The sequence below is a fragment of the Simiduia litorea genome, assembly GCF_042853465.1.
Taxonomy (GTDB): Bacteria; Pseudomonadota; Gammaproteobacteria; order Pseudomonadales; family Cellvibrionaceae; genus Simiduia; species Simiduia litorea.
Window position 1 is genome coordinate 2933172 of sequence record NZ_AP031497.1, and the last position, 23726, is coordinate 2956897.

Consider the following 23726-nt stretch of genomic DNA (forward strand, 5'->3'; position numbering starts at 1 on the left):
TTCTATCCCCGTCCATCAATGCTCGCTTCATGCCAATATATTAATATCCTTAGGCGCTTATTCGCTTAGTATCGCTAAAATTAAGCCACACTTCAGTATTATGGCTTTATCAATCCTAGCATCGGTCAAAAATCAACCTATATTCAATCAATAATCGTGCTCAATCGAGTCAAAGGACTCACATAGCGACTACACTTGCAGATTAATAGATTAGTTGAAGGCAAGACGGTTTACCTGATGAAATCGCACATCATTACTTACTTATCCCTCACCTTAGCAGCTTTACTTTGGAGCGTGACAACTCAGGCTCAATCGACAAGCAATGATCTCGATGACATGTCGCTCGAGGAGCTACTCAATCAGCGCACGGCCCTGCATAACAGTACCAAAACTGGGTCTGCTGTTCCCGAGGCGCTAAGGGATGCGCCGGCAGCAATGGTAATAGTTAGTGCTCAGCAAATAGAGCGTCGTGGCTACGATAGCCTTGATGACCTTGTCCTCGATCTACCCGGCTTCGACACGGTAGTAACGAATGGCACAATGCAAGTGGTTTCATACCAGCGAGGCTACCGGACGCCTTGGACCCAGAGAACCTTAGTGTTGATTAATGGTCGAGTCGATAATCACCTATGGAATCACTCGGCGCAGCTATCTCGCCAGTACCCGATTAACAGCATTGAGCGAGTTGAGGTTCTATACGGCCCCTCTGGAGCAGTTTACGGCCCCAATGCCTTTCTCGGCGTGATCAATATTATTACTAAGAGTGGTGTTGCGGTTGAGCCCAATAGCACAGCGGTTTCGGCGGGCTTATATACGGGCAGCTTCAATAGCCGAGCGATCGATCTTAACGTGCGGGGAAACTATGGCGATATTGGCTTCAGCGTCGGTGGGCGCATTTTTACCAGCGATGAACCAAACATTAATGACTATAGCGAGTGGGGCTATACAAACCCAGCATTGCTCTCAGACCCCATTATCTGGGGCAATGGTATTGGCTTAGGCATAGACCCAGCAACGGGTAACGCAAGTCCTGCCGGTGATGTCAATGTTGATGGACAGGTGCAAGACGGTGAAAAAGTCAGAGGCAGGGCTGTTGGCGCCTATTATGACCCATCAGATAACCGCAGTATTTTTGCTGAGATTAGTTTAAGCAATTGGACATTAGGCGCTACCTATTGGGCGACGGACGAAGCCTATGGCCCCTATTATTCATTTGCCGACGGACAACCTAATGGCCACTGGGTGCACACCTCTGGGCAGGTGTATTTAAACAACAGATTCAATTTCAGTGAACAAACTCAGCTATCGACCGATCTTGTTTACCGCGAAAATCGCGTGGGCGGCGACTGGATGGAATCATTTGACAACAACGTAAGCCTCTCAGAATGGAATAATTTCAGCTCCGCTTGGCGTTTTGAACAACAGTTAAATCACACCATTAACGAAAATTTCACTACCCGTTTCGGCATTAAATATGAACAGAAACAGCTCGCGAGGCTCTACGAAACTTGCAACTATTTCGACGGCCTCGGCTTGTGCCCTGCACAGGCTGCAAATTCAAGTGACGGCCTATCCTCAGATGGTAGTGGCGTACTTAACGCCGCGGATATTAGTTCGCTAAACCCCAGCCCCCTGTCACCATCGGTAGGCAAACGATCAACCCCAAAAGGTAACCTTACTCGCACCATTGACCAAGGTGTATTTGGCCAATTTATTTACGACATGGGTAAATGGCGCGTTAATGCCGGCTTGCGCTGGGACAAAAACAGCGAATATGGCAGTGACATAAATCCCCGTATTGCAACTATTTATCACCACACGCCGGCCACCACCTTTAAACTTGTATACGGCGAAGCTTTTCAAGAACCCTCGCCGAAAGAACTCTACGGCGAATATAGCGGTCGCGACGCCAATCAATCCTTACGCCCGGAAAAAGCGCGCAATCTAGAATTTATTGCCATCCATCAAGGAAAGTATATTCTGCACGATCTATCTCTGTTTGCAGCGCAATACGCCAACGTCATTGCCGGCTCAGAAAATGTAGGCAGCAGGGATATCCAAGGCTTCGAATACCGAGGTGACATACGGCTCAATAATCCGCTCGCCAATTCAGCCGATATTACCAGTAAACTTTACTACACCTATACCCATGCTTTAGCTGAACAACAATACGACAACGATCAAGACGCTTGGGTAAAACATACAGATACACAAGGCGATATTGCACCCCATAAAATAACCCTCATCGTCAACCTGCCCATTCAGCAACATTGGAATTTTAATCTTCGCGGTAACTGGGTATCGGCACGCGAACTTTTTTCACAAAATCCCTTGCGCGATCAGGATATTAAGGCGAAATCCTTTTTTAAATTGGACGGCAACCTAGTGCTTAAGGTGGATCAATGGCGCCTAGGCTTAAAAGTCGAAAACATACTAGGCGAAGATTACTTAATGCCTGGTGTGGAGAGCGCATCGAGCGGCAACGATTTCACCATTGATGCCGACGGCTTTCCAAACTCAATGCTTGCGCAAGTAAAAAAACCAACATTTACCTTTAGTATGAGTGTAGAGCTCTAGTCATGCGCAAACATTCATCCGTTAACCTAACGCGAATACTAGCGGCTCTACTTGTAAGCTTACTGCTAATATCGCAGGCGCATGCAAAACCCTTACCCACGCAAATGACCGGCGCTATCATATTAAAATTAATGCAGCTCGAAGCGAGATCGGACGCACCGAGTGAGCTAAATATTTTAATCATCAACGACCCCGACCTCGTCAAATATCTACGCACAAAAGTAGGCGCCAAAATAGGAAACATGACCTTAGCAAAGGTGTGGCTAAATGTAGCCCCGAACCAAGAAACGCCCCATCTAATCTACCTCAACAGTAGTAAGCAGCTAGAAAAAACCATTGCCTATGCGAAAGATATCAATGCATTAACGATCAGTAACGACATCTCTCAAGCGAAAAGCGGGGTGGTACTTTTCATTTACGATGATGAAGGCATGCCAGGTATAGCGATGAATATCGGCGCATCTAAACTCATGGGTTACAAGTGGGACCCTAAAATTCTCAAAATTTCTAGAGCCATTCAATAGCACTCGAGTGTGTTAAGGCGCTGGTGTAGGCAATTTACCGCCCACTAAAAAATCCTTGCGAGAAAATTCAAAGGACTTACGCCCTTGAATGAGACCAGGCCCCGCCAAATAACGCACAGAGTCGGCCGAAGCGTGACAGGTCCAGGCTTGAAATTTTTGTGGTTGACTCGCGGCAAATACGCTGGAATCGAAAACACCACCGTTTAAAGCGCTAGACCTATTATCCCGAGCCGATAAATAAACAAAAATTTGTACGCCAGCGGCCCGCATTGCAGCACCCAACTGCTGCGCCACCTGATAATTATCCGCCGAGCGTAATTCTGCACTGTATTGAGCAAAGGGGGCAATGGCTAAGTTGATACCGCGACTGCCGTGAGCGCGAACATTAAAACTTGTGTGTTGAGACACCACCGCTTTCGCAAAAGGTTCCGCAAGGCCGCTTAAAAATACGAACCGGTAAAAAGCACATTCAGCAAACGCTGTTTCAATATTGAGCGAACCATAGAATAAAGAGGGTTCATGAGTCGCGCCGAATCGACTCCCCCACTTTAACGGTGGGTAACGGAAGGGGCTAGCCAATAGATAGTGTAACTGTGGATGCAATTTACCCGGTTTAGAGCTTTCCAGTAGCTCCTCAAGGACTTGCTGCTCCTCTAACCCATCGACTAAAGAAAGGGTTGCAATACCCTCCTGCGATTCAACCACTCTCACTAATTCGGCAGTAAGTGGGCCTACTGACTGGACTCCCTGCACTAGATTCCATACATCCATCAAACACGCCCGCGCATAGCGTCCAAATACGAGACCACAGATACCAAACCTTGCACGCTGGTTAACATATTCCGAGGCGTATCGCTCAAATGTACATTTAAAGTGTTGAGCCAATGCTGCATTTGGCTGTGACTACCACCAACCAATGCGAACAACCCTCGATAGACGCGCACCAACAATAGAGCCAACTCGCCCTCTTTAGTACTTGGCGCTAACACGCCTTTATCAAAAATCCGACCAATAGTGGTTCGGTCTTTACCGATAACACGCCCCAGCTCTTCGTTACTTAACCCCAGTGCCTGCTGAGTATTCAATAGCGCTTTGCACAGCACCTCGGACGGATCGGGTTGGCTTTTCTGTAAAGCGGACATGACGAGCCCCATCAAACATATGAAGCCTTAGCATAACCAAAACAAACGCACAAATAAAGAACATTTAGTGCATTTGCACGAACCCATACTATTCAAGCGAGATTCAGTAGTCAGCCAGTCTCGCCATCAACAATGCCGCTCTCGCCGCTAGGCTTACCAACGTATCCATATCAGCCGTCTCTTGGTCGGTATGGCCACCAGCGCCCATCAAACCCAAGCCATCAAGAGCCATGTTAACGTGGTTGGCTACAAATGAAATATCGGCAGCGCCAGCCTTACGTGGATCAACCGCTCGCACTGGCCCGTAACCCAGATCTTCACTCGCTCGACTATAAAGCGCCAGTAACCGCTTATTGCCCTCGGTAGGCGCCATGGGCGGGTAGCGATCCTCGTAACTAAAAGTGGTATGCGTATGGGGCAAGCTGTCGGCAGCAATCTTAGCCATAGCGATCCAAGCCTGTTGTTGTTGCTCGGCTGAGATAGCGCGTAAATCTCCAGTTACCCTAGCCTCGGCCGCTATGACGTTGGCTTTACCAAACGCCTTACCCCGCCCATCGCTCGCTAATCCGGTATCGGTGCCAGCAACCACAACGCCCGGGTTAAAGGTGAGCAAGGTCTGGCCGGATAAGGACTGCCGAAAGCCGTTCAACACCCGCGCCATCTCAAAAATGGCCCCATCACCCACGTCTGGTTGAAATATTTGCGAGGAGTGCGCGGGTCGCCCCTGCACCGTCAGTGCCCAATTTGCCGAACTGCGACGAGCAATGACCGCCGTTTCTGGGTTGCTATCACCATCCTCAAAGCCCAAGGCGATATCGGCCCAGTCACCGGCCTCAACCAGCGCCTGGGTGGCCAGGCTCATTGGTGTGCCACGGCTTTCTTCATCGCCGGTTAATACCACGCGTAGCTGCAAGCGATCGAGCACACCGGCGGCTTTTAATGCCTTAATTGCCAGCAACATCACAACATCACCGCCTTTCATATCGGTAATACCTGGGCCGCGCACGTAGCGCTCATCTACCGGTTGATAACGTTGAAACTCACTGTCTTGAGCAAAGACTGTGTCTAGATGGCCAATTAATAGTAACTTCGGACCAACCTTGCCGTATTCTGCAACCAGATGCCCTGCTCGATTAAAGCTTTTGCCATCCAGCCAAGTCACTTGAAAACCGAGCGCCTTAAACTCCGGAGCAAACACATCAGCCACGGCTTTCACACCGGCAGCATTATCGGTGCCACTATTGATGTTTACGACTCGCTCCAACAATTGAGTTCCGTAGGTTTTTTCCGCTGTCACAGAGGCCATTATGTGCTTAACAAGATCCTGTTCATCAGCGGCGTAGCTGGCGCTAGTCACCAACCATAAAAAGAACAACCACGTGGCTTTTACATTCATTGTTGACTCCACAGAAAAAACGTTAACCAGCTTGATCACTGAAAAAGAACAACGGGCACACTACATTTTCAGCTTGCGTCGAACATATAACGTCTTCAAAACCTTGGCAACCAGTACGCCCTCCTCATCAATCACGTCAATTGAAAATTCGGGAAGATATTTATCACCTTGTTCGGTGTGGTGGCGTATGTCAGCCAAAGCCTCATCACTCACAGACATTTTGGCATGCACTCGACTTCGCCCTGGTTTGATGTATTCAATATGCGCAGCCTTATCCCAAACGATGTAATCCGGCCCCAGTAGCTTAATCAACATAAGCATGTACTGCGGATCGACCATAGAGTACAAACTACCGCCGAAATGCGAACCCATATAGTTCTTGTTATACCAACGCAACTTCAACTCAACATGGCATTCACGCCAATCCTTTGCCATGTAAGTGACTTTTACCCCGGCTCCTAAATAAGGCCCGTACCAATTTAATAACCGCCTGAGAACATCTGGTTTCACACTCTACATCCTTAAAAATCGACAATAAAAAAGCCGGCGAGCCGGCTTTCTTACTAGATATTAAATTTCATTAGTAGCAACCCGATAATTGGGGTCTTCCAATACATTGACCTCGCAGAGATTGCCCGCTTGGTGCAAAAGCGAGATGCAGTCTTTACTCAGATGCCTCAAATGCAGCGTTTTACCAGCAGCGCGGTATTTTTCCGCCAGCGAATCAATCGCTTCAATGGCCGAGTGATCAGCAACGCGAGAACGCTGAAACTCGATCACCACATGCTCGGGATCAGCGGCTGGATCAAACAACTCCTTAAAGTTCGCCACTGAACCGAAAAATATCGGCCCGCGCAATTCATACACCTTGTAACCTTGTTCATCAATATAAGTATGTACGTGAATGTGTTTAGCGTGTTGCCAAGCAAATACCAGAGCCGACACTATGACACCGGCTATAACAGCAATTGCCAAGTCAAATATCACTGTAATAGCAGAAACCAAAATTAAAATCAGCGCATCGGAGCGCGGAATTTTCCGAATGATGCGCAGCGACGACCACTCGAAGGTGCCCAACACCACCATAAACATAATGCCAACCAAAGCGGCCAACGGAATCATCTCGATGTATTGCGCACCGAACAAAATAAACAACAGCAATACAACGGCAGCGCTGATACCGGAAAGCCGACCGCGACCACCGGAATTAATATTAATCATGCTCTGGCCAATCATCGCACAACCGCCCATACCACCGAAGAACCCGTTAACGGTATTCGCAATACCTTGACCTAAGCACTCGCGATTTCCGCTGCCCCGTGTGTCCGTTATTTCGTCGATAAGCGACAACGTCAGTAAAGACTCGATCAAACCAATAGCGGCAATAATAATGGCGTAAGGAAAAATAATAACCAAGGTATCCCACGTGAAGGGAACTGACGGGATTGCAAAACTGGGTAGCTCGCCTTTCAAGGTCGCCGTTGCTGCTTCTTCGGCCGGCAGCATGTCGCGAACAAAATCAATCACCGTGCGAGCTTCTAAATCTAATCCCAATACCGCTAGGGTTACGGCAATAATCGCCACCAAACCAGCCGGCACTGCCTGAGTAATTTTCGGCAGGAAGTGCATAATTGCCATCGTCACAGCAATCAAAATACCCATGGTATAAAGCATCTCACCTTGTAGCCAATGCATGCTGCCATCATCGCCTTTCAACATGAACTGCCCCATTTGCGCAAGGAAGATCACGATGGCCAAACCATTCACGAAGCCCAACATAACGGGATATGGCACCATGCGAATGAACTTACCCAATTTCAGCACGCCAGCCAAAATTTGTAATAGTCCCGCCAGCACAACCATCGCAAATAAGTACTGTACGCCATGCTCGGCCACCAGCGATACCATCACTACCGCGGTGGCTCCTGTTGCGCCAGAAATCATCCCGGGCCGGCCGCCAAATACCGCGGTCAAAAGTCCCATCATAAACGCCGCATACAAGCCGACCATTGGTTCAACGCCAGCAACAAAAGCAAAGGCCACCGCCTCTGGCACCAGCGCCAACGCAACCGTCATCCCAGACAACAGGTCGTTCTTGACGTTCGACTGAGCGCCATTAATAAGATTAAACATGGATTACCCCAAATAACGTAAGCATTAGCCTAGCAGCAGATCAATGACACCTAGCTTAAAACCAGGTTAATAAGCGCGCAGCCCCAACGAAATAATCGCAAAAAGGCTAACCGCACCCGCTTGAAAGGGCGCATATGCTAGCAGAAAAGCAGGCAATAGACCACGGAGACACCTTGCCACAATGGCTAAGGCGCCGATTGTCCGTTGAATTCATAGAAGAGCTGATCATGATGAATGAGCCGGCGACTGATATCGCGCGACATATTTAACAAAAGCAAGGTAAATAATGCGGGGTATTGATTCTGCAGCTCAGCCAACACCTGACTGGATATTGCCAAAATTTCAGCCATTTCAAGACAAGTCGCCGTGTCGCTGCGGGGCTGAATTCCCAACAACGCCGTGTCGCCAAACGTCGCACCCGAGCCCAAATCCTCTTTAACAATGGTGGACAGATCAGCCACCACAGACAAGCGCACCTTACCTGAAATCAAGAGGTAAACTGCCTCCGGAAGATCGCCACGACGATAAACACACTCGCCCGGACGCAGTACTTTCAAATAACAGCGGTGCAGCAAACCCGACAAATTATCAGCGTCAACGCCACCAAATAGCGCCGACGCCTTTACTGTAGGCAACACGAAACGCTCTATGTAGTCTTCGCTACGAGTCTGATTACCGCTATCGTTGCGCCAACGACTAAAATTCACCGCATCATAACAGGTCATAGGCATCTCCAATTGCGAGGCCGCACAAGCACCTCAACACTTAGACATAGCAACAGACAAAAGTTTCAACCGCTCATCGCAGAAAACCTAGCGATAAAAAAGCCGAGCGCATAGGCTCGGCTGTTAACCTCGGGCAGCATTGAGTCACTTAGGGGAAAGCAGCTCCAATTTATAACCATCAGGGTCCTCAACAAAAGCCAAAATGGTAGAACCATGTTGCATAGGGCCTGGCTCGCGTACAATTTTACCACCCGCGGTGCGAATACGCTCACACGCCGCATAAACATCGGGCACCTCAATAGCTAAGTGGCCAAACCCACTGCCGAGCTCATAGCTCTCAGTGTCCCAATTATGGGTTAACTCAAGTACCGTGTTCGACTTTTCATCGCCATAGCCTAAAAACGCGAGCGTAAACTTACCCTCGGGATAATCGTGCTGACGAATCAAGGTCATGCCCATTACTTCCGTGTAAAAGGCGATTGATGTTGTAAGGTTACCCACTCGTAACATGGTATGTAAAAGACGCATCAACATTCCCCCTTTATTGGGTCGAAACAATTTTGTCTAAATGTGGATAAATATCCGCAAGCGCGAGTTCTGGCAACAAATCCTTTACACAGCGATTATCCACACAATCCGTTTTTCGATGATTGGCCGCACTCACACAAGGCGAACACGCTAAACCTAAGTACAAGGCTGAAGAATTACCTAGTGAGCTGTATAAAGCTGGCGTTTCCGGGCCGAAGATAACAAAACTACGCAACGGTGTTACCGCTGAAAAATGGCCGGGACCAGAATCATTGGTTAACATCATGTCGGCGACGAAATACAGCGGCACCAAATCTTTAAACGCAAACTTACCAGCGGAGTTAACACAACGTGGATTAGCAACAGATTGACACAGCGCCTGCGCCCCTGGGAATTCCGCCGGCGCACCAGTGATGACCACCAAAATATCCTCATAGCGAGCCAACAAGCTATCAATCACTACTTTAAAATGTTCAGCGGGCCAACGGCGCTGAGGCAGTAAATCACTAGCGTTGGGATTAATCAGCACCACTCGCTGGCCGGCGCGATAATCACTATAGAGTCCAGCTAGGGTAGCTTGCACCCGTCCAATAGCCGCCTCATCTCGAGGCGCTTGCGCGAGCACAATATCCTCATCTTTTATCAACGATTTACAGAAAGGCAACTGCTCTTCCTGTGACATCGCCGTGTGCGATAGCGCCATGAAGTTCTTTGCGATGTGGTGATGGGCGTTGTAAATCACGGGCCGGGTTAAAAAATTACCTCGATATAAGCCCTCGCTGTGATAGGCCACAAAACCAATCAAGTTCACGGCGCCAGTAATTCGCGATAACAGCGCAGACACCCGAGAAAACATTTCCATGTCGATAACCGTGTCAATACGATGTTTCCGGCACCACCACATAAACCTAAAGGTATCAACCACCAGAGTGAACAAGTTATCTTCGCAAAAGGTAAATAAATTTTTCTCATCGATAGTATTTAGAAGCTGTAAGCTACCGACATTTTTTTTGAAAATTGCGAAGAAAATCTGTGTGCCTTCCTGCTCCTTGACATAGCGCAAAGCGGGGTCTGCAATAATTGCGCTACCCATTTCGGACAATTCTAAAAACAAAACATTCTTTGCTGTTACTTTTTTAGGCTTAAACAATAGCTGCCACAAGGTAAACCAGACCGACAAAATAAAGCACAGTGGGATACCCGCCCAACGGTCGATTTTTCGCATTGTATCTACTTTCATTGTTCTGTGCTCTCTTCGTTATCTTGACCGTATACCTTAAATATCAAAAAGCCCGCCACCACATAATTGAATAAGGCTCCTGCAACGACGCCAGCGATTAATGCGAGTTGGCTATGCTCCATAAAGAATGCGAAATAATGGGTCAAACCATAAAAAGTGCCCATGCTTGGCACAAAGCTAATAAGGCACATGATCAGATATTTCGCCCATTGATCTCGCTTTCGACCATTATCGGCATCTTTGAAAGTAAAAATTCGATTTAAATACCAATTCCAGCTGGAGGTTAGCCAATAGGCCACAGACCGTGCGATTAATAGGTTCAAACCAAATACAGAGTGAAACAGCGCATAAAGACTCATATCCACCACGAAACCGCTGCCACCAACCATGCCAAACTTAAACACTCGAGTTAAAGATTTTCCCGCAGACTCCTTAAACAATTTTTGCGTTAACCACTCAGCTAACGGCCAGAGGAGTATTGCGAGCCAATATAAACCAACGCCGGCGACCAAACCGGAAGACACCCAACGAATGGCGGTCACACCCACAAACTGTTCGTAGCTCGTGTCGTGTAAGAATCCATTAATACTGACCGCGGCCAAGCCCATCACCAACAACGCCTGACCCCAGCGAGGAACGTTGACTCGCTCATAACCTATCAGTCGAACAATCAGGACACCGACAAAAAGGCCAAGAGCGCTACCTACTAGCACATCGGCCGGCCAATGCACACCAACGGCAATACGCGACAAGGCTGCAGCAAAGCCGACACTAAGGACAATTAAGGACAGCCACAAACGGCGACAAAACAAACTCACAACCGTCGCAGCTAATACCGCCGAAGCACTGTGCCCTGAAGGAAAACTGTGCGCCTTAATACCTTTGCCCACAATTGAGAAGGTTTGCAGATCCAACACCGCTGGCGGACGCGCCGCATCAAACAAAAACTTAGGCACTTGAACAAGAATGCCGGCCAGCAGTGCGGCTAAAAAAATATACGCTAGGGCCCGAGGATTGCGAATGAAAACAGCCAGCGCTAAACACGCTGCGATTGATCCATCGCCAAGTACGGTAAAAAATGCGCGACCATCTGGGGGAATAACGGTGAAGCCGTGATTAAGCTGCAAAAACAATTCTTGATTCCAAGTTTGGACACTAAAAAGCGCCAACCCCAAGGCCATAAACATTAAGGCACACACAAGCAACGCATTTTCCAGTCTCGTCTGGCGCGGCAACGGGCTAGGAGGCGCAAGTAGCCCGAACAAATTTTCGGGACTCAAGGTATCAGTATTCAAAAGCAAACCTACTTATTTGATTTTATTGGCATTGGTAAAACATAAAATAATTAATCGTTACGCCATCCATAGTAAAATCTAGTGCGTCCAACAACGTGCAGCTAACCCCCGCTGGCGGATTCACACTCGGCGACGAAGGCCTGCGCTTTTCGACTCGAACCAACAGTGCCGGCGCTTCCGGCTCGCCCCACCAGAGTAAAAACTGACTCGGTTTACTACTCAGCACTTGTACAGGCTCTTGCGTGTACCACGCAATTCGACTTGCGATCGACCAGTTAGTTACCCACAACTGCGTATCGCTGGGCATTGCACTTTTAAGGGCGAGAATACGCGCGGACGCCTCCGGCCAACCGTGTAAATCACGCACGGCCTGAGCCAGTTGCGGTGCACTCGCCAGCGGTGGCGCAACCAACAAAAGCCAAAGCGTGAAGGTGGTTAACACTGAAATCAGCCCACTGAACCCAAGCAATAACTTCATTGGCCCATTCGATCCCGCCCAACGAGCTAACAACCACTTGGCCGCAAAGGGGCTTAACAAGACCCAACTCATCACTGTCCAGTGGGGTAAATCTTCGCCGTTACCGGCCGACCACAACGCGATACCGAGCAGCAGTAAAGCGGTGAGTAACACCACCTTTTGCGCAATAACAGAGGCTCCCAAGCCATTTGCCCGCCAACCACCAACCGTAGCGGCCAACACCAATAACGGACCGAAGCTCAAAAGCAGAATAAGTGCGTAGCGCAAGGAGTCGAGCGCAGACCAATCGCCTTTAGCACCATGATTAAATTGGTAACTAAAAGACATCCAATCGTGAGTCCAGTTCCAGTAAAACACAGGAAAAACAACCACTGCGGCCAACGCAACCGCCAACCAAGGCCCAGGTCCAGCTAACCAATGTAAGCGCTTGTGCCAAACCAACACCACGAGCAAGGCCAACGCGAGAAAAACCGCCGTGTATTTACTTAAGCCCGCCAAGCCCAACAGCACACCTAAGCCGAGCCAGTGATAAAGCACCTTGCCATCGGCAAGCTCAATACGTGTCACTAGCTGGGCCAACAGCAGTGAAACCACGATTAAGGGCGTATCGGGCACCAAGCCAAAACCTAACACCGCAACGAGCGGCGAAAACACCAGCAGGGCAACGGCGGTATTAGCGACGCGGGTATCGCCGTACCAAACCCGGCTCAACTGCCATATTTGAAGCAGGATGAGAGGCCATAACAAGATCGCCGGTAGGCGCACGAAGAACTCAGTCTCACCAAACTGTAAACCCAGCCAGTGCAGCCAACCTACCATGGGTGGATGATCAAAGTAGCTCCAGTCAAGACGCTGGCCGTAGAGCGCATAATGGGCTTCATCGACCCCAAGGCCAACAAGAGGCGCCACCAACAGATGCGCGCCTAGAAAAAGCAAAATCAGACCCCAACCGACGTGGGGTAACGCGAACCAGTGAGTCTTCACTTGCACCTTGGCACAACCTTAGATTTTAACAAAAGGGCGCATTATCCCAGTCGACCACAGGCGCGGCAACAACAAATGCCGGTGGTAGTTAAAGAATGCCCTTGCGCGAGCCGACTAGGCCTGCATCAGCACGAGTCCTAGTGCAGCATTGGCCCCTAATCTCAAGGAAAGCCTGTAAAATCAATCAATTAGGGCTTTAGCAAAGTGAAAGCTGGTAATTGGAAAGCCCTGCGCAAAGTAGAATTTATGTGCCTGCTGGCGCTGGGTTCCACTATCGAGATGTAGCACATGGCAGCCTTGAACTCGAGCAAAGGCTTCCAGCCAGGCAATCATCTCCTCACCGAAACCCTTGGACCTGTGCTTAGCATCGGTAATGAGGTCGTCCACGTACAGGTTTTTACCCATAAACAGATTGCTGGACACCCGAAACCCCGCCGCCGCAACAACGCACCCCTCATCCTGCAAAAATGCCAACTGGAAACCTTCCGCCTGCATCTGACGCACCTGTTTAAGGAATCGCCCTTTGACGAGCTTGGGCCTCAATTGCTCCAGCACCGGAAAACACGACATGATCTCTGCATCAGTTACAGCTAGCTTTATCACACCTAAGACCCTCTCCTGTTAATGTTGGCGGCTAATTTAGCAATACTCCTAGCTTACTCGCCACAACTAAAGACCTATCATTACCGGAGCAAGCAGCGTTTAAACCCTCGATATTAGCGAAGCAGCACGTCGATCGACCCTAAACCCGTCGACCAGCGTTGTATCGGACCCCTTAGCTGTACTACCCTAACCCGTTGAATGCCTTTAACTGAATGTGACATGAAGCCGCTAAAGACCAAAGCCCAAATACGGGATGAAATTAACGAGCAAATTAATGCCTTTATTGGTGATGGTGGCGCCGTTAGTAGCATTCCTAGAGGAATCAGTGGTCGCGAGCCAACCACCACGCCCCCTCTTCCTATAAGCTTCGATAGAGAGCAGCAAACGCGCACACCCGTGCAAGGCATCGTCACCGCAATCGAGGCTAGACGACATGCTCGCCCGCTAAACAAGACCATCAAGCGTGCAAGCAAACCCAGAAAAAAGATGATTTACGACGATTTTGGTCAACCTCTGCGCTGGCAGTGGGTAGAAGAGTAGGCCCCAGCTGGCACAACGCACCGGTAAGAGCTAGGCTTGAAGGCAAGCTAGTCAATTGCGCTAGCGCAACCAAAACTAACTCGCTAACAAGCCCACACGGACTGCGGACAACTAGATGTCTGAAACCATCTACATCATTATCATCGCCGAATTAGTTTTTGTTAGCTGCTTTTGCGGCTATATGATCTACCGCCTAAAACAACGCCTTTCTCGACTGGCCAAGCGATTAAATCCTGCGGCTGGAGATGCTAACACTGAAACCCCTGTCGACCTGAATATCATCTCCTACTTCATTAGCCAATTAAAACGCACCCGCTCGCTTTCCGAAACGGAACTCGGCACCGAACTAGCCTTAAACCCACTGGTTACCAGTGTGCGCTGCGCCTATCTCAACGCCGAGCGACGAGCACTTAAACAACCCGAAAATGGAAAAGATTACTGGCTAATACTAAAAGTGGAAATAAACAAACTTATTGGCATGCTGTCGACAGAAGCAAAACGCACGGGGATGGAAAACGCTGAGTTACGGGAAAAACTAAAATTACTGAAAGACAGGCTGGAAAAGCTGGGCGACAAAGACTGGGTAGGCAAAAACTCTAATATCAAAACGAACGGCGAGAACAAATCATCGGGTTACATGCTCAAGTTTTCCCGCGGGGTTGACATTACCCATCAATCAGCAACTAAAGCTGCCGGAAGCGGAGACACGCTATTTAGGCATATAGAGCAACAAAAGCAACACACCAAAAATCTCACATCAATGCTCAAAGAGGAGAAAAACAAAACCGACCTTGAGGTTCGCGTGGCTGAGTACGAACGAATGCTCTACAAAATGGAGCACGAGTCCGCCAATTTACAAAAAGATCTAAATGACGCAAAAAAACGCTTAGCCTACGTAGATCAAGCAATTAACACCGGAAACCCCGATGAGAAGCAAAACGAAACGTTACTTAGCGTTATTCGAGCCTCAAAAGATGAAACAGATAAAAAAGACAACATATTCGACGAGCTGATAGCCGACACGCAAAACATTGGCGCTCAAAGCAAAAAAAATATAGACGGCCTACAAAAAACCATTTTTGATCAGCGCAAGTCCATCCTCTCCATGGAAAGTACTATTGCAGCACTTGAAGCGGAGCTAACCGACGGCTCTGCGGCGGATAGCAACAAAAGAATGGAACTGGACAAACTAAAACGCGCCCTGATGGAGTCAGAGGGCTGCATAAAGATACTTGAAAATGAAGTGGAAACACTTTATTCAGACCTGAAGAAATTACAAGATCAGCGCGAAGAGCTACAAAAACACTACCAAGACAAACCCGACGAAGAAATTTTAGAACATGTAAAAGATCAACAAACCCAGCGAGAATTAGAATCGAGCGTCAAAGAGCTGGTAAATCTGAACCTAAACACAGAATTTCTCACTGAGTTCATGACCAACGCAATCGAATCAGGCTCCCTAGAAGACTTGATTACGGTATTGCAACACGCCATTTCCGAACTCGGCTTTGAATCCTTAATTCGACTGACAGTCAAAGGAAATCATGTTGACATAGCCGCGATGGGTAAACTCACCAAGGAAGACAAACAGCTGATTGAACGAATGGAATTTGAACCCGGCGACGAAGTGCAGGTAAAAAAACAGCATATCGCCATTCACTTCAGAAATACACGAGCAATACTCAAACAAAATGGCAGCAAACAATCTATCGACGATATACAGAAGCAGTATTTACATACCATATTTGGTTTTAGCTCCAACCTAGCAGCCAAAGTGGCGGCGCAGAAAAACATGAGCAAGCAACTAGACAACTACGAATACTTTAATGAAATGCTGCAGACTATTAGCAGCAATCTAGAAGCACAGTACCGATACCAGCGCGAGGAAACCCAATCCATCATCCAAAACATCGTTGATCAGTCGCACATGCTGGTGGGCGAAAAAGCTACGCCAGGCCAGCAATCGGTACTCAAAGCGATGGGCGATGAAGCCAATCAACGCACCCAGCTGCTCGAAGCCAACCGCGCCATAGTCCGCAAACAATTCACCAAGATTATGGAAAAGTTAAAAAGCATTAAAAACTAGTGCACCAACCCCGCCCGTTTAGCGCCAACACGCCCACATTACCCGCCCCACCATCAGTGGTTTAACACCTCCGGTCATAACCACATCGCTAAACAACGCCAAACGCCCAAAAAAGATTGACATGCAACCCATTGTTTTATATAGAAAAAATAAAATTTACATTAAAAACTGTAAAAAAAATGCACAGACCTATTGCGATATAGAAAACTAGTGTTATAGTTAGGCATAACACCGGATCAGCAAGGACGTCGTCTGTAGATCCAATGTCAATCAATCTGAACATAGGACATGACAATGAACACTTTTCAAAACCTGTTAATCGCAAGCTTAATGATCGCCAGTACTAGCACCATCGCCGCTGATGAAGCGCCAGCCATTCAGGCGCCCGCTCCACAGGTTGATACCACTTGGGCTTTAGCTCAAATTGAAGCTCAAGTAGATGCCGATATCGCGGTTCAAGTTTCACCCTTAACGGCGCAAGCCTCGAAAGAGGGCAACACCTGGACCTATCGCCAGTTGATCAACGGCCAAGAAATTGAAATTCAAATCACTGAACTCGCTATGGCTAGTGCGAAGAAAGTCGCCAAGCGTGCAGTAGAAGTCGCAATGAATATGGCCGGTTTTTAAACCTTAAAACAGAATTAGGAAGAGTCACATGAATACATTTACACACGTCAAAAAGTTGGGTTGGTTGCTAGGCGCTGCGTTATTTTGCTTGGCGGCCAATCTACAAGCGGATGATCTACTAAAGAAAACGGTCGAGATTTCAAACATTGACCGAGTCGAAGTTGCAGGCCCAGGCTTACTGACGCTTAGCCAGGGTGATACCGAGAGTTTAGAGATTATCGCTAGCGAAAAAATGATGGAGCGCATCGAAGTTGATGCGCGCGGCAGCACCCTTCGTCTTCGATTGAAAGATAGCAGCAACTGGGGCTTCTTTAAAATTGACAATAAAATTCACTACCAGCTCACCCTGAAATCACTCAATAAGATATCTACTGCTGGCTCGATAGATGTGGAACTGGCAACAGATTTGACTGTTGATGATTTCAAACTTGAGCGCGCAGGGTCGGGTGATACTGTTTTCTTAAACATTAACGCCAAGCAAATGGACGTGAGTAACGCAGGCTCTGGCGATTTTAAAGCTAAAAGCATTAGCGCCAACACGTTAGATTTAAGTACCGCTGGCTCCGGCGATGTCAGTATCGCCGACATTCGTGTTGTCGAAAAAGTAGAGTTTGACACTGCCGGCTCAGGCGACATTAACGTCGATCAGCTCACCGCAAAAGAGCTAGAGGTGAACATGGCAGGCTCTGGGGATACTTCCATTGGTCAGGGTAGTGTACAGCGCCAATCTGTCGATATAGGCGGTTCTGGAAACTACTCTGCAGCAGAATTAAAAAGTGCAACCGCAGAACTGGACCTAAGCGGTTCTGCCGATGCCGTGGTCTGGGTGACCGATGAATTGGTTGTCGATGCAAGCGGCGCGTCCGATGTGAAATATTACGGCCAGCCCCGAGTAGAAGCGGATACAAGTGGTGCAAGCAGTGTGAAATCCCAGGGTATCAAGCCTTAATATTTCATAAGTTCCCACGTTATAAGGTACGCATTATGCAACAGTGGAATGATGATCAACCCATCTATCGCCAGCTACGAGATCGTATGGTGGGCTTAATAATGGAAGGCGCTTACCTCGAAGGCGATGCTATCCCTTCAGTGCGAGCGGTATCTTCCGAATACCAAATTAACCACCTCACTGTATCAAAAGCCTATCAAGAATTGGTAGATGAGGGTTTAGTGGAAAAAAGAAGGGGATTGGGCATGTTTGTTATCGAAGGCGCCAGGGAACACATTTCTAAGGCAGAGCGCGAGAAGTTTTTAAGTATTGAGCTTCCGCAGCTGCTACAAAGAATTGCTCAACTCGGTATCAGCAAGAAAGAACTGCTAGAACACATAAACACCGCCTTGGAAGGAGCTGAATAATGAACGCTGTTATCCAAGCAAAAGGGTTAACCAAACGTTACGGTAAACATAAAGCCCTAAATCAGGTCAGTTTTGATATAGCGCCTGGGCGAATCGTTGGACTGATCGGCCCGAATGGCGCAGGTAAAACCACCGCACTGAAAGGCATACTCGGTCTTGCAGAAGTTGAAGGCGAGCTCAGCGTGCTCGGCATGAATCCAGTACGACAACGCACGCAGCTACTCGAGCAAGTGAGCTTCATCGCCGACACAGCCATTCTCCCGCGCTGGCTAAAAGTTAATGAAGCGATTGACTATGTCGCTGGTGTACACCCTCGATTCAATCGCACCAAGGCAGAAACTTTTTTAACCAAAACAAAAATCAAAAAAGACGCCAAAGTTGGCAGCCTATCAAAGGGCATGATTACCCAACTACATCTTGCGTTGATTATGGCTATCGATAGCAAACTACTTGTGCTCGACGAGCCGACCCTAGGGTTAGATATCATATATCGCAAACAATTCTATACCGCATTGCTAAACGACTATTTTGACGAGGAAAAAACCATTCTTATCACAACCCATCAGGTTGAAGAGATTGAAACAATTCTCACGGATTTGATTTTTATCAATGACGGTGAAGTCACCTTAAATATGGCGATGGAAGATATTGGCGAAACCTTTACCGAAGTGCATATCAGCAATAAGGATAGAGACGCCGCCGCGGCATTGAACCCTATTCACATAACACCACGATTAGGTGGCTACAGTCTGCTTTACGAAAATCAAGATCGAAGCACGCTAGAAAGCCTTGGCAGCCTTCATACGCCAAGCATCACAGATCTTTTCGTAGCGAAAATTCAACCACAGTTAAGTTGGGGCCAAGCAAAATGAATCGTTACTTATTACCCTTCAAGCGTGAATTTTGGGAATACCGCGGCTCTTTCATCCGCCTACCCTTTTTTGGTGCTGCCATTATCGCGATTTTAATGACCGCAGCATTAACCCTGTATGCCACCAATGTTATTGAGTATGTTTTCGAGGATGATGACTTCCGTTTCACAACAAGTAATGAGTTTAGCAACGGAAAAATGCACCTCGATATCGATTTTAGTGATCAGCAGCAACATAGAGAAGCGCTCGAAACGGCACGCGAGAGTTTAATCCAAGCGAGAAACGACCTTCAACAACACGGCGCCGAGTCTGACCCAGAGGAAATGGAGCGTGAATTGGAGTCTGCGCGCCAAGACCTTGCGCAAACCCAGGAGCAACTTTCTCGTCTTGGTATTAACATTGACTTAGGTCAGGTCGCCACCGACATCGACCACAAACAAATTAGCGCTGAAGTCCAGCGTCAGGTGAGTCGCGAAATTGCCAACATAGATCGTGAAATTTCCGAGCTAGACAGAGCGCTATCGAATGGTCATGTGCAACCGCCAGCGGCACCCGAAGTGCCTGCTGTGCCTGCAGTGCCAGCTGCACCGTCAGAGACTGAAAATATCAGGCAATTCCCCTCTCAGGTTATTGTGATTAAAGGTGATGAAGCACTGGGTTTTAGCGATGACAATATTGCCTCTATCAATGATGTTGTTCGGGTATTTTTTGTAATATTCAGTGGGCTTATGATGATTGTGGGTATTTTCTACCTGTTATCCTGCCTATACACAGACAGAAAAGACAACAGTGTATTGTTTTGGAAGTCCATGCCGGTTTCTGAAACACAAAATACATTAACTAAATTTTCAATCGGTATATTTGTCTTACCAACCATCGCGGTTCTCGCTGGGCTATTGGTCGGCATCGCGTTCACACTGTTAAGTATGATTTATGTCGCAGGTTACTCTTCGAGCACGACGCCTTGGGAGCTACTGGCAGGCATTAATCTATTTAGCTTCGCAATGCAGCACTGGATTACCGCTATAGGCGTTGCCTTATGGTGCCTTCCCTTGTTCGCATGGCTCATTTTTGCATCCGCTGCTGCACGCCGCTCGCCCTTTATGTTTGCATTATTACCGCCGGCAGCCTTAATCATTACCGAGCAGCTTGTGTTCAGCAGCACGTGGATTGTTGAAGCGATTTCGCGTCGCATCCCTGGCGTGGCAATACAAGACAACGGCGAGGCAGGCTTCTTACTGTTTGAAAAAGCGGGACTTAATCACGTTGGAGCCTTTTTAACGAACCCAGGTCTTTGGATCGGCTTAATCATCGGCGCCGGCTTGCTCTACGCGGCAGTTTGGTTGCGCAACAATCGCTACGAAGTATAGAGAGTTATCTGACATGAAGATTTTTATCATCTGCCTGTTCATGTCAGCTCTATCCAGCGCTTGGGTTTATGGTGACAGCGGGCATCAACAACAGTACCTGCTGTCACCGACCAAGGCTGTTAAAATAAATGCTTTTGGCAAGGTCGAAATACAGGGCGGCCAGCAGAACCAGCTCACACTGATCGCCGCGCAAGACATAAGCCCGTACATTGAAATCACTGCAGAACAAGGGCATTTGAGCATCACCGACACACGGTTAGATTCCTTCTGGTTCCAAGCCCAACAACTTTGGTGGCGCTTGTTGGATAGAAACCTAGACCAGCAACCTATCACCTATCAACTAACCCTTGCGACACCGGAAAATATTACACTTAATGGCCATCTTGCGACGAAGATACAGCGTCTAAACACGCCAAATTTATCGATTTACGCAAACGGACTGGGGGAAATTCTATTGGAAAATTTACACCATTCTCAGTTAACCCTAGCATTAAACGGGAAGTTTTCCACGCGTGTTGATAACCTAAGCACAGACACTCTAGAGGTATCATTTAACGGCACCGGCGACTTAAAGACAAACAATCTATTTACCGACCAACTGCACGCGTCCATAAATGGCTCCATCGACAGCCACCTAGCAGGACAAACTACAGATCTTCATTTGCAAATGGACGGCTCGAGCAAGTGTCAAGGACAGGGCTTTTCTACCGATCGCGCCTATGTCTTACTCTCGGATAACAGTCAGTTAACCTTAAAAGTAAACCAGCAACTTCATTCAACATCCGAGGATGAAAGCCGGGTATTTTATTACGGCAACCCAGAAACACAGGTAAAGGGCAATGCAATAACCCACCTTGTTGGCGGCTATCAAGCAAAAATTTATTATTAATGGCCCACAGCTAACCTGCCACTGCCCCCTCAAACACGGTAAAAGCCTATTTCGTTAGACTGTATAAAATCCGCTCAAGCCTTAGCATCGCTCTTTATTGCAGCCAAAAAAAAGCCGCGAAGTCGCGGCTTAAGAAAACATCAATGAGGAGACATATGAAAAACACACTTGAGCATTCATATAAGTCTTTGATGGCAAGCAATCACATTAGTTCCCGGAAGTTTTAACTTTCGTGGATTTATCTTCTGAATCCCACTAAAGGCGGTTCAAGCTCACCCCCAAAGGGCTTCCCCCCAGAAAACCCAGATCAAATCTCAGGCTTGACACACATACTGTGCACCACCTAGTATAAATACTGTGCGACGCACAGCATATATATTGAAGAGGATGTAACGTCAATGGACTCCGATCCACTCCTACAAAAAATGACCCAAGAGCTGAGGCGAGGTTCCTTAGTACTGGCCGTATTACTGGCTCTTAGACGCGAGCACTACGCCTACTCTCTGCGTAAATACCTTAGTGATCATGGCCTCGACGTCGATGAAGGCACCCTTTATCCCTTGGTTAGACGACTTGAAAAAGAAGCTGTGTTAACCAGCGAGTGGCGCGAAGAACAGTCACGTAAACGTCGATTCTATCGACTTTCAAGCTTGGGTAACGCGCTGTTACCTCGGCTGCAACACGAGTGGCAACATCTGGCCAATGCCCTCACCCAAATAGAAAACTCAACACATTCACCTAATGAAAGCGCTTCGGAGGAGTAACAATGAATTGGACGACACGGTACCTGCAGGCATTAGCGCCCTACCTGCCCAAACAGCAACGGCAAGATATTTGCGACGAGCTAGAGGCGAACCTACTCGATCAACTGGAGGAGCGTACAAATCACACTAACGGCGAAAACCTAGACGCAGACGCCAAGGCGCTCATCGCAGAATTGGGGCATCCGGCCCGTTACGCTAGTGCATTCCACTCTCGACAAGCCCTCATTAGCCAACCGCTCCTGGAAATTTATAAGCAAACACTGCGGTGGTTAGCTTGGATACTCGTGGGGTTATTCTGTGCTATTGAGCTTGCAACAAGCCTTTACGCCGCTGATGTGCGTCCGATAGGCATGGCGCTCAATATTGCCGGTAACGTTCTGGGGCATTTCGTTTGGGGTTTTACCCTCGTTACTTTGGTGTTTTATTTCGCTGAGGAACAGATCAACAAACTCAGCCTACTCGATAACTGGCGGCCCGACGATTTACCCTTAGTTCAACCAGCTTGGAATAAAATTTCACAAAATGAGTCGGCCTTTGGTGTCGTGGCATACACCTTATTCGCCGCGTGGATGTTCGGCTGGATTTCACCTTTTAACACCTGGCGCTTAGCGCTCGGTAACACACTCGCGGCAGACCTCTATGGTTGGTTAATCCCAGCCTTAGGCGTGCTAGCCAGCTTGTTTGCGCTGCATCGCTTCTACCTCTGCTTCGTGCCTTATTGGCAAAGGCCGACCCTAGCGAGCAATATAGGCCTCAACATCATCACCCTACTTCTCTTGGCGCTGTTGTTAACACTACCCAGCGACCAGCTGCCAATATTTGTCAGCACCAACGTAGACATCCAAGTACTACTCAACCACCTATCTGACTCAGTAACATGGATGCTGTTAGTGATCGCCGGGTTTTCCGTGTATGAAATCGGCCGCGATGCCTTGCGCTGGAAACAGGTGCCTTAACCAAGGCAAAAAAAAAGCCGCTCAAAGGAGCGGCAATATAAACATCATCGGGGAGATATGAATGCCAGTAAGCACGTCATGTTTGTTTGAGCGCAGCTCGCAGGGAAAGTTCCAAGGCTGCTAGATAATCTTTTACCCTAACTGTCTCACGGCCCCCTAACCTAGCGCTCCGCATCCTTTCGCCCTAAAACCGTAAAGGGGCGCTAGAAAGCGTAATCCCGCTCAACTTTGGCAATCCGAGTCACATAATTCCCATACCATCGCTCCCGACCCAATTCTTGTGCCATTTGGTGATCAGCTTGTTGCTTCCAAGCTCTAATGGCCTCTAAGTCCGCCCAATAAGAGACTGTAATCCCCAAATCAGCATCTCTCACCGACTCAACCCCCAAAAAGCCTCGCTGCTGGCTAGCCAGCTCGACCATGGCGTTGGCCGTTTCACTATAGCCCTGCTCTACCTCCGTGCGGGTAGAACTAAAGATGACGGCGTAATAAGGTGGCGGTGGCGTGTTGGCAAATGGCAGCATGAAAAAATCCTTTATCGACGATTTATGGTGTTAGTCGCAAAATTAACGACTTTAGTAGCAAAATGCTGTCGTTTTGTCGCACACAACAGATAGGCTACAGGTTTTTAGTCGTACCAG

24 protein-coding genes are annotated in these 23726 nt (G+C 48.1%); 12 read left to right on the plus strand and 12 right to left on the minus strand.

Features of this window, described 5'->3' with window-relative positions; genetic code table 11:
• Nucleotides 1-237: 237 nt before the first annotated feature.
• Both ACGHTT_RS12980 and ACGHTT_RS12985 read left to right on the plus strand, forming a co-directional pair.
• Entirely contained in the window at nt 238-2577 is a 2340-nt protein-coding gene (locus ACGHTT_RS12980; RefSeq protein WP_390591111.1) for a TonB-dependent receptor plug domain-containing protein, read from the plus strand.
• 2 nt (nt 2578-2579) lie between these two features.
• Complete coding sequence (locus ACGHTT_RS12985; RefSeq protein ID WP_390591113.1) at nt 2580-3101, plus strand: YfiR/HmsC family protein; 522 nt, start codon at nt 2580-2582, stop codon at nt 3099-3101.
• A 12-nt stretch (nt 3102-3113) separates the two neighbouring features.
• Here the strand turns inward: ACGHTT_RS12985 and ACGHTT_RS12990 are convergent, their stop codons facing one another.
• From ACGHTT_RS12990 to ACGHTT_RS13040, 11 genes are all read right to left on the minus strand, one after another.
• Nucleotides 3114-3872: an RES family NAD+ phosphorylase gene (locus ACGHTT_RS12990; RefSeq protein WP_390591116.1), complete on the minus strand. Its 759-nt coding sequence runs from the start codon at nt 3870-3872 to the stop codon at nt 3114-3116.
• Nucleotides 3872-4243, minus strand: coding sequence for an antitoxin Xre/MbcA/ParS toxin-binding domain-containing protein (locus tag ACGHTT_RS12995; RefSeq protein WP_390591118.1), 372 nt, complete (start codon nt 4241-4243; stop codon nt 3872-3874). The genes ACGHTT_RS12990 and ACGHTT_RS12995 overlap by 1 nt, the downstream gene beginning before the upstream one ends.
• 103 nt (nt 4244-4346) lie before the next feature.
• A complete protein-coding gene (locus ACGHTT_RS13000) occupies nt 4347-5639 on the minus strand; it encodes a M20/M25/M40 family metallo-hydrolase (protein WP_390591119.1) in 1293 nt (430 codons plus the stop codon).
• Between the two features lie 60 nt (nt 5640-5699).
• Complete coding sequence (locus tag ACGHTT_RS13005; protein ID WP_390591120.1) at nt 5700-6149, minus strand: DUF4442 domain-containing protein; 450 nt, start codon at nt 6147-6149, stop codon at nt 5700-5702.
• A 60-nt stretch (nt 6150-6209) separates the two neighbouring features.
• The gene (locus ACGHTT_RS13010) at nt 6210-7772 is read right to left on the minus strand and encodes a SulP family inorganic anion transporter (protein WP_390591122.1); all 1563 of its coding nucleotides are present in this window, start codon (nt 7770-7772) and stop codon (nt 6210-6212) included.
• Between the two features lie 185 nt (nt 7773-7957).
• Complete coding sequence (locus ACGHTT_RS13015) at nt 7958-8497, minus strand: Crp/Fnr family transcriptional regulator (RefSeq protein ID WP_390591123.1); 540 nt, start codon at nt 8495-8497, stop codon at nt 7958-7960.
• Between the two features lie 144 nt (nt 8498-8641).
• Nucleotides 8642-9025: a lactoylglutathione lyase gene (gene gloA, locus ACGHTT_RS13020; RefSeq protein ID WP_390591125.1), complete on the minus strand. Its 384-nt coding sequence runs from the start codon at nt 9023-9025 to the stop codon at nt 8642-8644.
• Nucleotides 9026-9038: 13 nt separating this feature from the next.
• A complete protein-coding gene (locus tag ACGHTT_RS13025; protein ID WP_390591127.1) occupies nt 9039-10265 on the minus strand; it encodes a glycosyltransferase family 9 protein in 1227 nt (408 codons plus the stop codon).
• Nucleotides 10262-11560, minus strand: coding sequence for a phosphatase PAP2 family protein (locus ACGHTT_RS13030; RefSeq protein WP_390591129.1), 1299 nt, complete (start codon nt 11558-11560; stop codon nt 10262-10264). Before ACGHTT_RS13030 ends, ACGHTT_RS13025 begins: the two co-directional genes overlap by 4 nt.
• A 22-nt stretch (nt 11561-11582) precedes the next feature.
• The gene (locus ACGHTT_RS13035; protein ID WP_390591131.1) at nt 11583-13028 is read right to left on the minus strand and encodes a glycosyltransferase family 39 protein; all 1446 of its coding nucleotides are present in this window, start codon (nt 13026-13028) and stop codon (nt 11583-11585) included.
• 174 nt (nt 13029-13202) lie between these two features.
• The gene (locus ACGHTT_RS13040; protein WP_390591132.1) at nt 13203-13625 is read right to left on the minus strand and encodes a GNAT family N-acetyltransferase; all 423 of its coding nucleotides are present in this window, start codon (nt 13623-13625) and stop codon (nt 13203-13205) included.
• Between the two features lie 219 nt (nt 13626-13844).
• Between ACGHTT_RS13040 and ACGHTT_RS13045 the strand changes: the two genes are divergently transcribed.
• The 10 genes from ACGHTT_RS13045 (at nt 13845) to ACGHTT_RS13090 (ending at nt 23085) form a co-directional block, all read left to right on the plus strand.
• Nucleotides 13845-14165, plus strand: coding sequence for a hypothetical protein (locus tag ACGHTT_RS13045; RefSeq protein WP_390591133.1), 321 nt, complete (start codon nt 13845-13847; stop codon nt 14163-14165).
• Between the two features lie 115 nt (nt 14166-14280).
• Nucleotides 14281-16251 (plus strand): hypothetical protein, encoded by a 1971-nt coding sequence (locus tag ACGHTT_RS13050; protein ID WP_390591135.1) that lies wholly within the window; start codon nt 14281-14283, stop codon nt 16249-16251.
• Nucleotides 16252-16545: 294 nt separating this feature from the next.
• Nucleotides 16546-16878: a hypothetical protein gene (locus ACGHTT_RS13055; protein ID WP_390591137.1), complete on the plus strand. Its 333-nt coding sequence runs from the start codon at nt 16546-16548 to the stop codon at nt 16876-16878.
• Between the two features lie 28 nt (nt 16879-16906).
• Nucleotides 16907-17827, plus strand: a complete 921-nt coding sequence (locus ACGHTT_RS13060) for a GIN domain-containing protein (RefSeq protein WP_390591138.1) — start codon at nt 16907-16909, stop codon at nt 17825-17827.
• Nucleotides 17828-17862: 35 nt separating this feature from the next.
• On the plus strand, nt 17863-18234 hold the full coding sequence (locus ACGHTT_RS13065; RefSeq protein ID WP_390591139.1) for a GntR family transcriptional regulator: 372 nt from the start codon (nt 17863-17865) through the stop codon (nt 18232-18234).
• Nucleotides 18234-19106: an ABC transporter ATP-binding protein gene (locus ACGHTT_RS13070; RefSeq protein WP_390591140.1), complete on the plus strand. Its 873-nt coding sequence runs from the start codon at nt 18234-18236 to the stop codon at nt 19104-19106. The genes ACGHTT_RS13065 and ACGHTT_RS13070 overlap by 1 nt, the downstream gene beginning before the upstream one ends.
• Nucleotides 19103-20476 carry a hypothetical protein gene (locus ACGHTT_RS13075; RefSeq protein WP_390591141.1) on the plus strand — a complete coding sequence of 458 codons (1374 nt, stop codon included), beginning with the start codon at nt 19103-19105 and terminating at the stop codon, nt 20474-20476. Before ACGHTT_RS13070 ends, ACGHTT_RS13075 begins: the two co-directional genes overlap by 4 nt.
• 13 nt (nt 20477-20489) lie before the next feature.
• Nucleotides 20490-21365 carry a GIN domain-containing protein gene (locus ACGHTT_RS13080; RefSeq protein WP_390591143.1) on the plus strand — a complete coding sequence of 292 codons (876 nt, stop codon included), beginning with the start codon at nt 20490-20492 and terminating at the stop codon, nt 21363-21365.
• A gap of 398 nt (nt 21366-21763) precedes the next feature.
• Nucleotides 21764-22129: a PadR family transcriptional regulator gene (locus tag ACGHTT_RS13085; protein ID WP_390591144.1), complete on the plus strand. Its 366-nt coding sequence runs from the start codon at nt 21764-21766 to the stop codon at nt 22127-22129.
• Between the two features lie 2 nt (nt 22130-22131).
• Nucleotides 22132-23085: an HAAS signaling domain-containing protein gene (locus ACGHTT_RS13090; RefSeq protein WP_390591145.1), complete on the plus strand. Its 954-nt coding sequence runs from the start codon at nt 22132-22134 to the stop codon at nt 23083-23085.
• Between the two features lie 203 nt (nt 23086-23288).
• On the opposite strand, the gene ACGHTT_RS13095 is transcribed toward ACGHTT_RS13090, so the two are convergent.
• Nucleotides 23289-23609, minus strand: a complete 321-nt coding sequence (locus tag ACGHTT_RS13095; RefSeq protein ID WP_390591148.1) for an antibiotic biosynthesis monooxygenase family protein — start codon at nt 23607-23609, stop codon at nt 23289-23291.
• Between the last annotated feature and the right edge of the window lie 117 nt (nt 23610-23726).